The sequence below is a fragment of the Longitalea luteola genome, from assembly GCF_017356035.1.
Taxonomy (GTDB): domain Bacteria; phylum Bacteroidota; class Bacteroidia; order Chitinophagales; family Chitinophagaceae; genus Niastella; species Niastella luteola.
The window spans coordinates 645484-660988 of the sequence record NZ_JAFIQX010000003.1; the positions used below are offsets into that span (position 1 = coordinate 645484).

Genomic DNA, 15505 nt, shown 5'->3' on the forward strand with positions numbered 1-15505 from the left:
AAGATCACCAGCCTGGTACCGGGGCGGGTTACGCTACAAATGTGAAGTGCGAAACGGAAATTCCGTTCATACTTTCGGGTGATTTTGGTGTCACCCTCCATATTTATACTTCCGGGTGAATGCTTTAAGGAATGAGGTTCAATCTCTTAGCTTTTTCAATAGCCTGTGTCCGGCGTTTTACATCGAGTTTTTCAAAGATGCGGGAAGAATGGGTCTTTATGGTGTTCAGTGATACAAATAGTCGGGCGGCGATCTCCTGGTTGCTCAAACCCTCCGCAATTAATTGCAGTACTTCCAGTTCCCTTTTGCTCAATCCCAGTTTTTCCAGTTCAGCTTCATTGGTAGTGAAATCGGGCGACGGCATTTTATACACTTCCTTTTCGACGATCACGGTCTGCACTTTTGGCCTGGCCAGTTTCAACGCCAGCCAAATACCCAGGGCGGTAAAAATAAGGGCAATGGCGCCGATATAGATTTCGAGCGCATGATCCATTATGAGAAAACGCAATTCGAGCCACTTCAAAATAAAAAGTAATACGGCCATTGAAACGCCATACAGGATCGGGTGTTTATATTTTGCCAGTTGCCTGAAAGCCATCTTGTAATTATTAACGGATCGGTATTATAAAAATACAGTATTTAAAGGAAAACGCAGAACCTGCCTGGGGGCAGGCGGGTTCTGCGTTCAGCGTTCAGCGTTCTTCGTTCTGCGTTAAGCGTTCAGCGTTCAGCGTTCTGCGTATTATTCCATAGTCACCGGTATAAATACCAATGGTGTAGGTAAACACGAAGCGCCGGGCGGAGAATAGGTTAATTTGATCGTTTGCTCCTCGCCGTTGGCCGCAGGCGGAAATACCTGTATCAGCACGGCTTCAGGCGCCTTTTTGGTTACCAGTTTATCGGCTGGTAATTGTATAATGCCTTCTTTGAACTTTCCTTTACTTACTACCATGGTGTTAGCCATAGCCCCACACCATTGTCCGTTATCGCTGCGGGCGTTCCAGGTAACAAGGGCCAGTCCGCGCCCATCGGTGCTCTTCCATTTGATCTCCATATTATACAATACACCGTAGTTGCCGGCCAGGGTGGCAATGCGGCCACTGTTGCTTTCTTTACCCAACACCCAGCCATCCTGTTTGCCATCGGCTACAATGATCTGTGAAATTCCATCTTTGGTATCGATGGTATTTTGAGTGAGCAGCCGGTAATTACTTACGCCAAAAATGCCACGGCCTGCGCCGCTCTGGCTTTTTGACGGCAGTATATTTTTGATGCGCGCATAGGCAGCAGCCGTAGAAGAAGTAGTATTGGTTTGTAACACGCTTACTTCACCGGGCTGATCGATCACAAATTCATAAAAACCATGCACCAGTTCATCGTATTTCACCGTAAACTTTTCCTGCGCCGGATCTATGGCCATAACACTGCCTGGTTGAATGGTGCGGAAACTGCTTTGCGGGGTAGAAGCAAAGAAATCGGCCAACCCCTGCTTGCCCGCATGAAAATAACTGGTAGTTGGTTTTTGCGAAGAGTATTTCAGCATGCGAAGCCGCATAGGTGCTTTCCCGGTATTTTTTATTACCGCTACGATCCGGGTGGTGATCTTTGCCGGCTCTTTAACCCCGTTTACATTATAAACATACAACCTGACCGTGCCGGGTTCAACCGCTTCTCGGAATGCGATGGCTTCCGGTACCCGGATATACTCCGGATCATCGGAGATCAGGTACTGGGGGCCCGGCAGCACGATCTTCTGGTAAGGGTTCTGCGGCAGTTTTTCTGTTAATATGCCCGGCAGTTCCACTACAGTGCCCTGGGGAGCGTTCACCAGTTTCTTATTTAATTCCGCATCGATCGTCGATTGCGCATGGGCAAGGGTTTGAACGAGCAGTGAAATGCCCAACGCCAGCATGTATCTTGAAAGGCTTTTCTTTGGCAGCAGTTTCATAATAATAGGGATGAAAATGATTGAAGTAAATAAAAAATATTATTAATTAAAGCAAACTTAATTATAATATTTATAAATATCGGCTGTAAGCGGCATTAAAATTTGGGAGATCTAGGGGCGTAATAGCTGTTAACCTTTTTCGGGACTGAGCAAAGACACAGCTTACCCTTCTTCGCAAATCCTTCGCAAGTTCTTCGCAAATTTGCGAAGAAGCCTAAGAGAGATCTAAGAGAAGTCTAAGAGAAGTTGCGAAGAAATTTACCGCTTTTTATCCTGTCTGATGCCGAAGAAGCCGGGCAGAAGCGGAGACTGTCAGGCTATCCGATACGCTGCCACCGACTTTTACAATGACAACGAGACTCTGAATTTCGAACCATACACTTTGAACCTTGAACTGTGAACTTACAACTGTGAACTTTAAACTAATAGTTAAGAGTTGATAGCCAGCAACTTATCCCTGGCGATCAAACAGCCGCCGATAACGCCGGCCTGTTCATGGAGTTTCGACATGTGCAGTTGTGTATCGTTATTCACCAGGCTGAGGGAGTATTTGTTCAATGCACTGCGGATCGGCAGCCGGATGTAATCACCGGTTTCGGCCAGGGTTCCGCCCAGGATCACCAGCTCGGGGTTGAAAATATTGATGATCACCGAAATACCGCGGCCGATCTTTTCACCAATGCCGGCAATCAGTTCTATGCTCAGTACGTCCTCGTTTTTCGTTGCCTGAATGATATCTGCCAGGCGCAGATCATCGGGCAGTTTATGGTTCGTGAGCAGGGAAGAAGAAGACCCCTGTTCTATCTTTTCTTTGAACAACCGGATCAATGCCTGGCCGCTGGCCTCGGTTTCGAGGCAGCCTTTTTTGCCGCAATGGCAGATAATTTCGTTCGAGAACAGCGGTATATGCCCGAATTCGCCCCCAAAACCCGATTTGCCACGATAGATCTTGCCGTCGATCATGATGCCCAAACCGATGCCGTAATCGAGGTTAACGAACAGCACATTCTTTTCGTCGCGCACGATCCCGTTATGGAATTCTCCATAGGCCATCGCCCTGGAGTCGTTCTCGATGAACGTCCGGATGCCGATGGCCTTCTCCAGCGTGGCGCTCAGCGGCTCCTCATGAAAATGGAAAAAACTGTAGCTATAGCCACTTTCGCTGTTAATGCGGCCCGACAGGTTTACACACATCGCCAGGATATTGCGGCTTTGCACCGGCAGGGTGCCGATAAAATGCTGGATGATCTTAAGCAGTTGGTCGAACGATTCCTGCGTATTGGCAAGCACATACGGTACATGCATTTCAGCCGTCACCAGGTTCTTTTTGAAATCCAACAGGCCCAGGTTCACATAATAATGCTTCACATCTACCCCGATAAAAAAGCCCGACTCCGCTACCAGTCCGTACATGCTGGCCCTTCTTCCTCCTTTTGAATCCACCTTCCCGTAATCCTTTACCAGTCCGTCTGTAATCAAATCATTGATGAGGCTGGTGATCTTCGGAACGCTGATGTTCAATGCCTGGGCCAGGTCGGTGATGGTCGTATTGCCATTCGCATCGAGATGATTGATGATCGTGCGCTTCAGGGCCTTGTTCTTAAAAGCCACGCCCGACGTGGTCTCATCTGAAAACAGTTCAAATATGCTTTGCTGGCCGGTCATGGAGGATGAAAGTTTTTAATAATTTTTTAATTATCTAAGGTAAAAGGATGATTCTTAAGTAGAAACCCTGGTTACCGCCTTTTTGTAAATAAAATATTTTAGTAATGATTACTTGATAATAAATTTATTTATAAATTTACTCAGCAAAGATAAAATAAATTAAAATAACACCGAACTATGACTGCTGATGAACGGAATGTAGGCCTTGTAGCGGAGAAAAAGACCAAAAACAACCAGGAAGGGGTTGAATATGCAGCCCTTTACCGCCAGGAACTGCTGGAAAGTGTGCTGCCCTTCTGGATGAAGTACAGTAAAGATGAACAGCATGGCGGTTATTTTACCTGTCTCGACCGGGAAGGAAAAGTATACGACACCGATAAGTTCATGTGGTTGCAGGGTCGCGAAGTATGGTGCTTCAGCTATATGTATAATAATGTAGCGAAAAACGATAGTTGGCTGAACATGGCCCTGCATGGCGCCGCCTTTATGGAAAAACATGGCCGCGATGCGGAAGGCAACTGGTACTTCTCCCTTACCGCCGATGGCAAACCCCTGGTGCAGCCTTACAACATTTTCAGCGATTGCTTTGCCGCCATGGCCTTTGCCTCCCTCGATAAAGCATTGCCTGCCGACCGGTATAAAGAAATAGCAGTTACCACATTCGAAAATATTATCCGCCGCCAGCACAACTGGAAAGGCGTATATAATAAAGCCTATCCGGGCACCCGCGCTTTGAAGAGTTTCAGTCTGCCCATGATCCTGTGCAACCTTTCATTGGAGTTGGAGCACATTATAGGTACCACCCGGGTAAATGAACTCGCACCGGCAGTGATCCATGAAGTGATGGACATCTTCTATAAACAGGAATACGGCTTGATCCTGGAGAACGTTCACGCGAATGGCCAGTTCTGCAACAGCTTTGAGGGCCGGCTGATCAATCCGGGTCATACCATCGAGGCCATGTGGTTCATTATGGACCTGGCCAAACGCTTCAATGATCAGCAATTGATCAAAAAAGCTGTTGACATTATGCTGCACACGCTGGAATATGGCTGGGATAAAGAATTTGGCGGCATCCTCTATTTCATGGATGTGTTGGGCCATCCGCCGCAGCAATTGGAGTGGGATCAGAAATTGTGGTGGGTGCATGCGGAAGCACTTGTAGCGCTTGCCAAGGGCTTTACGCTTACCGGCGACGAACGTTGCTGGAAATGGTTTAAGAAAGTACACGACTATACCTGGAAACACTTCCGCGATGAACAATATGGCGAATGGTTCGGCTACCTCAACCGCCAGGGCGATGTATTGCTGAACCAGAAGGGCGGTAAATGGAAGGGATGTTTTCATGTTCCCAGGGCGCTCTATCAGGTGTGGAAGACGTTGGGTTAAATAGTTAACCAGTTGACCAGTTGATAAGGTTGACAAGTTGATACGGAGACAAAGTTAATAAGTTGATAAAGGAAGGTAAACTAAGAATTTTGAAGTATGAGGTAAAAAATAGGAGGCAGGCAGACAATAAAGATGTACAAAATTCGAGCGTTTTCTTTTAGCCTTCTGCTTTTTGCCTTTAGCCTTTTGCCTTTCGATAACGATTGCTGCCTTGCAGCTATTACCATTGACCATTTGTACGCCGAAACCTTTCAGTAAAGGATTCACAAAAAATAATCGCTGCAATGAAATATAAACTGATACTACTGCTGGTACTGCTTAACAGTCTGCTGCTCCGGGCACAACCTGTTTACAAAACAGATGTGCTGATCATTGGTGGCGGAGCCAGCGGAACAATGGCGGGCATACAATCGGCCCGTTTGGGCGTCAACACGGTCATCGTGGAAGCCACCAACTGGTTAGGCGGCATGTTAACAGCAGCAGGTGTATCGGCCATCGATGGCAACCATCGCATGCCCTCCGGCTTATGGGGCGAATTCAGGCAGCACTTATATGATCATTATGGCGGTCCCGATTCTGTAGAGACCGGTTGGGTAAGCAACACCCTGTTTGAACCGCATGTAGGCAATCAGCTCCTTCAAAAAATGGCCGCCGCAGAAAAAGCGCTGCAGGTATGGTTCAACACCCAATGGTTATCGGTAAAGCGCGAACAACAACAATGGACCGTAACCGTAACACAGGGAAAGAAACAACGTATTATTTCAGCCAGGATATTGATCGATGCTACCGAACTGGGCGATGTGCTGGCCGCAGCCGGCGCCGGTTACCGCATCGGAATGGATAGCCGCTTTGATACCAGGGAAGAACAGGCGCCGGAAAAAGCCAATGATATTATCCAGGACCTCACCTATGTGGCCGTATTAAAAGATTATGGCGCCAAAGCCGATAAGACGATCCCCAAACCAGCAGGTTATGACGCGAGTGTATTCGGTTGCTCCTGCGACGTAAGTGACCCTGCATCGTTCGATAGTCCGCAGAACAACTGTTTCCGCATGATGCAATATGGCCGGTTGCCCCGCAATAAATACATGATCAACTGGCCTAAGTGCGGCAACGACTATTACGTAAACCTTATAGAGAAAAGCCCGGCAGAAAGGGAGCAGGCGTTAAAAGAAGCCAAATTGCATACGCTGCGTTTTGTGTATTACCTGCAAACCGCATTAGGCTATAAACACCTCGGACTGGCCGATGATGAGTTTGCCACCGCCGATAAGCTGCCGATGATCCCGTATCACCGGGAGTCGCGCCGGGTAAAAGGGCTGGTAACTTTCACCCTGCCACATGTAGCCACACCTTATGAAACGCCCATGCCCTTATACCGTACCGGTATAGCCGTAGGCGATTATACAATAGATCATCATCACCTGAAGAATCCTTCAGCGCCAGCCATTGACTTTGTGAAGATCAAAGTGCCATCGTATAATGTACCCATGGGCAGCTTGATTCCCCAGGGTGTTGATGGATTGATCGTTGCAGAAAAAAGCATCAGTGTTAGCAATATCGTCAATGGCGCTACGCGGTTGCAGCCCGTTGTAATGCAGCTGGGCCAGGCGGCAGGGGTTATGGCAGCCCTGTGTGTGCAGCAACAGGTGCAACCCGCGCAGTTGAAAGTACGTGACGTGCAAACAGCGTTACTAAAAGCAAAAGGGTACATCATGCCTTTCATAGACGTACCGGCCACTGATCCGCATTTCAGCATCATTCAGAAAATAGGTGCTGCCGGTTTGTTGAAAGGAACAGGTGTGCCGTATATGTGGGCCAACCAAACCTGGTTTTATCCCGAACAACCCATACCGGCCTACGAGCTGGTGCAGGCGCTACGGTTGTACTATCCATCATTGAAAAATTACTGGTCTGCTTCCGGCGCCTTGTGCACGGTGCCGGAGTTCGTAAAGATCATAAAGCAGGCCGGTATGGTTATATCAGAGCAACAGGCTGTTAACGATCTGAAAAGCGCCGGTATACAACCCGCCGGCCTTTCAGATCACCTGAGCAGGCGGGCTATTGCCGTACTGCTTGACAAATACCTTCATCCTTTCGAAAAGCCGGTAAAAATTTCAGGCGATTTGAAATAATGACCGGAATAAAAACCAGCAACCTCCACTTTTTAACCAATGTAACTGTATGAGACATTTGCGGCATTTAATGTTGGCAGTACGCGCAATGAGTGTTTGCGCCATCTTACTTCTCTGCCACTATCTTAGCTATGGCCAAACAAGAACAGTGACTGGTACTGTAACCACTGTTGAAGGCCTCCCCCTTGAAAGAGCATCTGTACAGGTAAAAGGAAGCAAGCAGGGAACGGTTACCGATGCGTCGGGTAAATTCACGCTGAACATCCCTGGCGACAAAGCCGTGCTCGATATCTCCATGGCCGGCTATGCGGCCCAGTCGGTCAGCGCAAAAGCAGGCGAACCACTTACCATTACGATGAACCCCGGGGCCGACAACATGGAGGAAGTAATGGTAGTAGCTTATGGTAAACAGAAGAAAGGAACGGTAGTGGGTTCGGTTACTCAGATCAGTGGCACTGAACTCAAAAAAGCGCCTTCCATGAACGTTACCAATATGCTGGCAGGCCGTGTACCTGGTCTGATGGCGGTGCAGCAATCGGGCCGTCCCGGTAATGATGATGCCACCTTGCGCATCAGGGGCGTAAGCAGTTACGTAAATGCAGGGCCGCTGGTGATCATCGACAACGTGCAACGCGCTTCCTTTAGTAACCTGGACCCCAACGAAATTGAAAGCATCACATTCTTAAAAGATGCGGTATCAACAGCCGTGTATGGTTTGCAGGCTGCCAATGGTATTATCCTCATCACCACCAAAAGAGGTAAAAGCGGCAAACCGGTGATCAGCTATGATGGCGCCGCCACTGCCAACTCGAATACCCGCTTTCCCAAATTTTTGAACGGGCCCGATTATATGGAATGGTATAACAAGGGCATTGAAGTAGATAACGATTACAACGATCATGTAGGTGCAAGCCTGAAAGCCCCGGTGTATTCAAAAGAGCAGATAGAATCTGTGCGCAATGGCACCAATACCAACCCCCTGCTGGGTAATACCGACTGGGTGGGTATGTTGGTCGACAACCGGGCTACCAGCCAGCAGCACAGTATAAGCGTGCGCGGCGGTACTGATAAAATAAAATATTTTTCCAACCTGGCTTATTTAGACCAGGAAGGGGTTGTGAAGAATACCGATTTCAAAAGATATAATGTTCGTACTAACATAGATGCGCAAATGAATGAAGTGTTGTCGGTAGCCCTGGACCTTGGTGTTCGCCGTGAGATGGGCAATACGCCTGGTATTACGCCTGATAACACTTCATACATGAACCCGTTTTACCAGGCCGTACGAATGCTGCCGAATTTGCCTATGTATGCCCCCAATGGTTTACCGGTGGCGCACCAGGCCGGCGCCGGCTGGGTGAACCCCATTGCATCCGTTGAGAAGTCGGGTTATCAGCGTACGGAACGAAATGTATTCCTCGGGAACATGACCGCTACCGTAAAAGTGCCCTGGGTAAAAGGCCTGGAAGGTAAATTGCTGGTGGCGTATGATAAAACAGCTACAGAAACAAAAGGCTGGTTAACGCCTTATCAACTGATGGGCCGTCCGCGCGACGTGGTGGCCGGCGACTATGTTACAGTGGCCAACCCGCCCGGTATTGCCAAGAATTCACTGCGGCAGTCTTATGCACAGAATAACCGGCAGACGTTCCAGCCCAGTATAACTTATAATAATCACTTCGGTGATCATAATATTTCAGTGCTGGCTTTGTATGAGTGGTCGCAATACCGGACCAATGTGTTTTCAACCGGCGCCAGCAATTTCCCCATCACCGACATTCAGGAAATTGATTTTGGCAGCACGGCTACTGCCGACTTTATTGCACCAACAGGCTCCAGCACTATAGAAAGACGCGCCGGTGTGGTTGGCCGTTTGAACTACAGCTTTAAGCAGAAATACCTGCTGGAGCTGGCCAACCGCTGGGATGCTTCTACCAAATTTGCGCCGCACAACCGTTGGGATATGTTCCCTGCCGTTGGTTTAGGCTGGGTCATCAGCAAAGAGAACTTTTTTGAACCGTTGACCACGACCGTTACTTCGTTGAAATTGAAAGGGTCCATTGGTCGTTTGGGCTATGAGCAAAGCACCACTTCCTTTGGTTACCTGCAAACCTATGCGCTTACCGACAAACCGGTGGTGGTGTTTGGTGGAGCCCCCGTATCTGCCATTTATACCAGTGCGCCGCCGAACGTTGATATTCACTGGGAAACGGCCGTGTTAACGAACGGTGGTTTTGAAGCGGTTTTCTGGAATGGATTACTGGGTGTTGATTTTGAAGTGTTCTATAAAACAACCAATGATATTATCAGTGGTGTAGGCGGGCTGTACCCGCAGACAATAGGCGGATATTATCCGGCCAGCGTGAACTATGGGAAGGTGGATAACAAAGGATTCGATCTGCAGATCAGGCATAATCATCATATTGGTGAGTTTCAGTATAGTGTTACCGGTAACCTGAACTGGGCAAAGAACAAGATCATCCGTCGTAATGAAAGCGCCGGTTTGCCTGCCTGGATGCGCACCGTTGGCAGAAGTGTAGGCGAGAAGGTTGGATTTGTAGTGGATGGCATGTACCAGAACTGGGAAGAAGCTTCCAATGGTATTTCCCCCAGTGGTGGAACCATTGCACCAGGTTTCTTTAAATATAAAGACCTGAATGGTGATGGCCGCCTTACCCGTACAGATGATTTCACTTTTATTGGCCGCAGCAATATTCCCGAGCTAATGTATGGTCTGAATATCGACCTGCGTTACAAAGGATTCGATTTCTCTGCTTTGTTTCAGGGCGCTGCGCTTGTGAATGTGAGCCTGGCCGGAACCTATGAAGGCGCCAGTGGCGTGGAGGGAATAGATGACAACACGCCATTCACAAAACCATTCTACAATTTTGGTAACTCACCGTATTTCCTGGTAGAAAATGCCTGGACGCCTGACAATCCGAATGCAGCATTCCCGCGCCTCAGTTCTTATCAGGCGACATTATCGGCTCATAACGCCCATGCCAACTCCGGCTGGATCCGGGATGGATCATACCTGAGATTGAAATCGGCCCAATTAGGTTATACACTGCCTAAAAAATGGCTTAACACCGCAAAGATCAATACGATCCGGGTGTATGTATCAGGGTTCAACCTGTTCACCTGGGATAAGTTGAAATACCTCGATCCTGAAATGCCAAACGTGAACAATGGATTTTATCCGCAACAAAGAATGATGTCGGGCGGCGTAAACATTACTTTCTAATTCAAAAACCATGGAAGCTATGAGCAAATTACAATCAACTATAAAATGTGCGGTGCTGGCAGCAGGGATCCTGGCAATGACGCCCGGGTGTAAGGTAGATGTGTTTCCCACCGACCGCTATACGGAAGAATCAATATATAACAATGCCGCCAATATGGAACTCTATATTGCCGGCATGTATGCCGAGTTTCAGAAATTTCAGTTTGGCCAGTTCCCCATCGGCTACAATAATGCCACTGATGCGCTCACCGATATTATGAAATACACCTCATCGGTAGCAGGCAATGGCACGGTGAACATTCTGGCAACGGATGCTTCGCGGGTGAATGCGGCAGGTCCGCAATTGAATTACTGGACAGACGGTTACACCCGTATTCGCCGGATCAATGAATTCCTGCAAGGCCTTAACAAATATGCGAAAGTAGATGAGGATACGAAAAAGCAATATGAAGCAGAGGCGCGCTTCATCAGGGGTTATTGTTATTTCTGGCTGGTGAAGCTGCATGGCAGTGTGGTGTTGTTGGATAACCTTGACCAGTACACTACAAAGGAACACCAGCGTTCTTCTGAGGAAGATTGCTACAAATTCATCGCAGCCGATTTTCAGTTTGCTGCTGAGAACCTGCCCAAGCAATGGGGTACTGCCAAAACCGGCCGGGCTACCAAAGGCGCCGCTTATGGTATGCTGGCGCGCACCTGGTTGTATGCTGCTTCCATTGCTGAGTATGACAAAAAACAGTTTAACCAGGATGAGCTTACCGGCGTAACGACCGCGAATGCGCAAACGTATTATCAAAATGCGGCCACAGCTGCTGAAGCGGTGATGGACCTGGCCGACGAGGGTTATCATGCACTGGAAAGCAGCTTTACCAGTGTTTTCTACAATAAGAACACGAAAGAAGCACTGTTTAAACTGGATTATGTATCGCCCCAGCTTACCCATGGTTTCGACCTCGGCAATACGCCGCCGCGTGATGCGCCTGGTCAAAGCCTCGTATATGGCGTGCCTACCGCAGAACTGGTGAACGAATTTGAAAGGATCGATGGCACCAGGTTCCTGTGGAGTAATCCGGTGCATGCCGCCAATCCTTATGAAAACCGCGATCCCCGCTTTTATGCCACTATCCTCTACAATGGTTCAAAATGGAAAAACCGAACCATCAATACCACACCTTCCGATGCAATAGAAGGATTTGCAGAATACGCATCTACTACCGAACCGCGTAAAACGGTTACCGGCTATTACATCAAGAAAATGCTTGATTCTACAAATACCACGTTCGTGCAAAATGGCAGCACCCAGCACTGGATAGAGATGCGCTATGCCGAAGTATTGCTGATTCATGCAGAGGCGAAAACAAAATTGAATGATATCAATGGCGCCCAGCAATCGCTGAACAAGGTGCGTACCCGTGCCGGCTTACCCAATACCACGGCCAGTACCGTCGCGCAAATGATGGAGGCCATAGAACATGAGCGTAAGGTGGAGCTGGCCTTCGAAGGACATCGCTATTGGGATCTGAGAAGATGGCGCAAAGCGCATATTGTATTGAACGGCGTCAAATTTACCGGTCACCGCATTACCGGTTCTACTTACGAAGTGGTGCCTGCCGATAATGTTAACCGGCAGTTTACCCCGGCGCTGTATTACATACCCATTCCTGCGGTTGAACTGCAGAACAACCTGGCGTTAACCCAAATTAAAGGATGGTAGGATCAATAGGCAAATGACAACAGGCAATAGACAATGGGCAGTAGACAATAGACAAAGGACAAGGGACTAAATAATAAGCAGGATGAAATAGCAGGGACGCACACAAATAAGCATTGCCAATTGCTAATTGCCAATTGCGATTTCCACAAAGCATAAATAATGACAAATGAAGAATATAATCTCTAATATAATAGTATTCACTTTGGCTGGTTCTTTGGTTTCCTCCTGCCGTAAAGTAGATGCCGTTCCCCGGCAAAGCGGAAAACTGCTCAGTGATATCTATGCCACTGTTGAAGGCAATGGCGGCATCAGGTTATTTGAGCCACGGTATAGCAACGATACCATTTACTTTGAGGTCCCATATTTCTATCCGGCCGACTCTGATAACCCAACCGATCTGTCGAAAATAATTTTCAGGTCCACCATTCCGCAGGATGCCACCATGTCGCCGCAGCTGGGCAACCTGATGGACGTACGCGAGCCTGTACAATTAACAGTTACAGCCGGTACAGGTGAAACCAGTAATTATGTGCTGGTGGTTAAAAATGTGGCCGATGTGTTATTGCGTACGGCGGTCATTACATTTAATGACAATGGCGCCCAGCAATCACTGGAAGGGGTAGTTGATAATACCACCGGCGAAGTGAAATTTTATGTAGTGCCCGGTCTCGATGTATCGCAGGCAGCATTGACAACGACTATGAGTCCGCATGCAGCACCCTCCATTGCCAATGGCACTGTTATTAACCTCACACAGGATGTACCTTTTACTGTAACCGGCAATGACGGTACTAAAAAGAATTATACACTCAGGTCGGTAGAGCCGGTAAAGCTCGACTATGGTGTGGGCATCAGCCGCCTGTTATGGAAAAAAGGCGCCTCTGAAATAACCGGCTTTACCACTAATGATAATAACCGCTCGATGGCCATCAGTGGCAATTACCTGGTATTGTCATTAAGCACAACACCCAATTCTACTTATAAAATATACGATCGAAGAACCGGCGCCTATGTGCAGGATATGGTAGCGCCGCCCGGTCCACTGCGGAGTTTTGCCATTGCCAATGATTCGGCTGGTCATATCCTCGTTACCTCCTGGGCGCCGAAGAATGCAACTTTCTATGTATATAAATACAATGATCCGTTTGATGCCAGTCCGGTGAAATTGATCCAATGGACCAATAACAACCCCACCGGCATAACCGGTGACGGCGGTGTGGGCAGAAGGATAAATGTTTATGGCGATGTAAACAAGAATGCCGTACTGGCGGCTACCGCAGGGGTATCGAATATTGTGTACAACTGGCGGATTGAAAATGGCGTGCTGGTAAGCAATACGCCTGTGCCGCTGGCCTACCAATCGGTAACTGGTGGTACTACCTGGTCATTTTATGCAGAAGCCCAACCGGTATCCACAGCCGCGAATGGCAACTACTTCATAAACTATGCGGCTGAAATAGCCCTGGTAAATGGTTCAGGCAACAGCCGTGCCGTGGCCTTCACATCCGAATCGTCAGTGATTGGAATGAACCATATGCCTATGGAGTATTTCCATTTCAATAATGCCAATTACCTGGCGATCGTGCGGTTTACCAACGGTACCAGCAGCAAAGCCGGCATGAGCCTGTTCGATGTTACTAAAACATCCAATATTGGTCTTACCTCAACGGCGGCTGGGTTTAACGAATTCAGAGTATTTGCCTCACCCGATGCCAATGACCTTACGGCCAGCGCCAATGGCAATGGAGCCGGTGATATTTGCTCGGTGTATTCAGAAGACCGGGAAAGGGTATGTGTGTATATGTTGCTGACCAATGGCGGTATAATGGCATACGAGTTCACCAAATATGCCCCTTAGGAGATTTTGAGATTTCTGATTTCGGGATTTAAATCTCAAAATCTCAAAATCTCAAAATCTCAAAATCTCGAAATCAGAAATAGATCTACTCTGCTATGAAAACGGATCCTATAATCAACTAATTACTATCAGATGAAACTACACGTGCCTGTAATTGTATTGGCAGCGTTGGTGCTGTCATTGACCTTGTCCTGTAAAAAGAGCAGTTCACCCGGTGGGGGTGGTACCGGTGGAAGCGATTCAACCAAACTTGATACCGCGCGGCACCGGAATGTGCTGGTATGGATCGATTGCCGGGCGAACGTGTACAGCAACAGCGGCCGCTTCAATGATACCAACAAGATCAAGCTGGTGATGGATACGATGCAGAACGTAGGGGTTACCGGACTGGTGCTGGATGTAAAAGGAAGTGCCGGGTACACCATGTATCCGAGCGCTTATGCCAAACAGTATACCTCCATTGGCGGCATCAGCTTTACGCCGAATGTAGATTACGTGGAGTTCATGATCAGGGAAGCGCATAAGCGGAATTTCAAGATCTATGCCTCAACCGTAACTTTTGTAGAAGGCGATGCCAGCCGCGGTATGGGTACCCTGTATGACGATGCAGCTTTCAGGTCTGATTATGAATCCATCGTTTGTGATGTGAACGGCAACCGGGTGCCTATCACCAGTACGGGCCGCAATGGCTTTGTGAATCCGGCGCAACCAGCAGTACAGGAGCGGGCGTTGAATATTGTAAAAGAGATAGCCACCAAATACAATGTAGACGGCATCATACTCGACTATGCCCGTTATGCAGATATCTATGCCGATTTCTCCGACTTCAGCAAAGCGAAGTTTATCGAGTTCCTCAAAGAAAGGTTCAACGATGCCGGCGCCGCTACTATGAAATTCCCCGGTGATATTGTGGCTTCCTGGAAAACGAGCAGCGGGGTAGTGCTGCCCAATACCACCGGTAAGTATTACCAGAAATGGCTGTTGTACCGGTCATCGGTCATCTATGATTTCTTCAAACGGGCGCGTGCTGCGGTAAAAGCCATTAAGCCCAACATCAGTTTTGGTGTGTATGTGGGCGCCTGGTATGGTAGCTATTACCAGGTGGGCGTGAACTGGGCGAGCCAGGAGTATGATCCTTTCAGCGATCAGGCCATCCGCTTTGACTGGGCTTATCCAAAATATAATGAGACCGGTTATGCCGAGCAGCTGGATATCCTGATGACCGGCAACTACTTCACCCAGATCATGCTATCGGAGAATTCGGCTACCGCCAACCTCAAATACCATTGGTGGAGCATAGAAGGATCTTTGAACGGCATCAAATACGTTACCAAAAATAAAGTGCCATTATATGGCAGTATCGATATGGGTAACCTGTCGTGGTCCTCTAAATCAGAAATTACCCGGGCCATCAAATATATTCTTAACAATACATCTGGCGGCATCATGTTGTTTGATGTGGTACATGCCTATGCACCCGAAACCAATATGTTGAAACAGCCGCTGTGGGATGCCATTGCTGAGGGTATTAAAAAGTAAGTTGATGAGTTGA

General features: G+C 48.1%; 9 protein-coding genes. 6 read left to right on the top strand and 3 right to left on the bottom strand.

Features of this window, described 5'->3' with window-relative positions; translation table 11 throughout:
• Nucleotides 1-124: 124 nt before the first annotated feature.
• The 3 genes from JUB15_RS11125 to JUB15_RS11135 form a co-directional block, all read right to left on the bottom strand.
• The gene (locus JUB15_RS11125) at nt 125-598 is read right to left on the bottom strand and encodes a response regulator transcription factor (RefSeq protein WP_207512535.1); all 474 of its coding nucleotides are present in this window, start codon (nt 596-598) and stop codon (nt 125-127) included.
• A 144-nt stretch (nt 599-742) separates the two neighbouring features.
• Complete coding sequence (locus tag JUB15_RS11130) at nt 743-1948, bottom strand: copper amine oxidase (RefSeq protein WP_207512536.1); 1206 nt, start codon at nt 1946-1948, stop codon at nt 743-745.
• Nucleotides 1949-2377: 429 nt separating this feature from the next.
• Nucleotides 2378-3613: an ROK family transcriptional regulator gene (locus JUB15_RS11135; RefSeq protein WP_207512537.1), complete on the bottom strand. Its 1236-nt coding sequence runs from the start codon at nt 3611-3613 to the stop codon at nt 2378-2380.
• A gap of 177 nt (nt 3614-3790) precedes the next feature.
• Here JUB15_RS11135 and JUB15_RS11140 point away from each other — a divergent pair, with 177 nt between their 5' ends.
• The 6 genes from JUB15_RS11140 (at nt 3791) to JUB15_RS11165 (ending at nt 15492) form a co-directional block, all read left to right on the top strand.
• Entirely contained in the window at nt 3791-5002 is a 1212-nt protein-coding gene (locus tag JUB15_RS11140; RefSeq protein WP_207512538.1) for a n-acyl-d-glucosamine 2-epimerase, read from the top strand.
• A gap of 284 nt (nt 5003-5286) precedes the next feature.
• The gene (locus JUB15_RS11145) at nt 5287-7137 is read left to right on the top strand and encodes an FAD-dependent oxidoreductase (protein WP_207512539.1); all 1851 of its coding nucleotides are present in this window, start codon (nt 5287-5289) and stop codon (nt 7135-7137) included.
• 148 nt (nt 7138-7285) lie between these two features.
• On the top strand, nt 7286-10381 hold the full coding sequence (locus tag JUB15_RS11150) for a SusC/RagA family TonB-linked outer membrane protein (protein ID WP_207512540.1): 3096 nt from the start codon (nt 7286-7288) through the stop codon (nt 10379-10381).
• Between the two features lie 19 nt (nt 10382-10400).
• Complete coding sequence (locus JUB15_RS11155; RefSeq protein ID WP_207512541.1) at nt 10401-12095, top strand: RagB/SusD family nutrient uptake outer membrane protein; 1695 nt, start codon at nt 10401-10403, stop codon at nt 12093-12095.
• Nucleotides 12096-12261: 166 nt separating this feature from the next.
• Nucleotides 12262-13953 (top strand): DUF5018 domain-containing protein, encoded by a 1692-nt coding sequence (locus JUB15_RS11160; RefSeq protein ID WP_207512542.1) that lies wholly within the window; start codon nt 12262-12264, stop codon nt 13951-13953.
• Between the two features lie 132 nt (nt 13954-14085).
• Nucleotides 14086-15492: an alpha amylase family protein gene (locus tag JUB15_RS11165; RefSeq protein ID WP_207512543.1), complete on the top strand. Its 1407-nt coding sequence runs from the start codon at nt 14086-14088 to the stop codon at nt 15490-15492.
• Nucleotides 15493-15505 lie beyond the last annotated feature (13 nt).

What these genes read in the sequence shown, in the direction of transcription:
- JUB15_RS11125 (WP_207512535.1), bottom strand. Translation starts at nt 598, where the DNA reads ATGGCTTTCAGGCAACTGGCAAAATATAAACACCCGATCCTGTATGGC.
- JUB15_RS11130 (WP_207512536.1), bottom strand. Translation starts at nt 1,948, where the DNA reads ATGAAACTGCTGCCAAAGAAAAGCCTTTCAAGATACATGCTGGCGTTG.
- JUB15_RS11135 (WP_207512537.1), bottom strand. Translation starts at nt 3,613, where the DNA reads ATGACCGGCCAGCAAAGCATATTTGAACTGTTTTCAGATGAGACCACG.
- JUB15_RS11140 (WP_207512538.1), top strand. Translation starts at nt 3,791, where the DNA reads ATGACTGCTGATGAACGGAATGTAGGCCTTGTAGCGGAGAAAAAGACC.
- JUB15_RS11145 (WP_207512539.1), top strand. Translation starts at nt 5,287, where the DNA reads ATGAAATATAAACTGATACTACTGCTGGTACTGCTTAACAGTCTGCTG.
- JUB15_RS11155 (WP_207512541.1), top strand. Translation starts at nt 10,401, where the DNA reads ATGAGCAAATTACAATCAACTATAAAATGTGCGGTGCTGGCAGCAGGG.
- JUB15_RS11160 (WP_207512542.1), top strand. Translation starts at nt 12,262, where the DNA reads ATGAAGAATATAATCTCTAATATAATAGTATTCACTTTGGCTGGTTCT.
- JUB15_RS11165 (WP_207512543.1), top strand. Translation starts at nt 14,086, where the DNA reads ATGAAACTACACGTGCCTGTAATTGTATTGGCAGCGTTGGTGCTGTCA.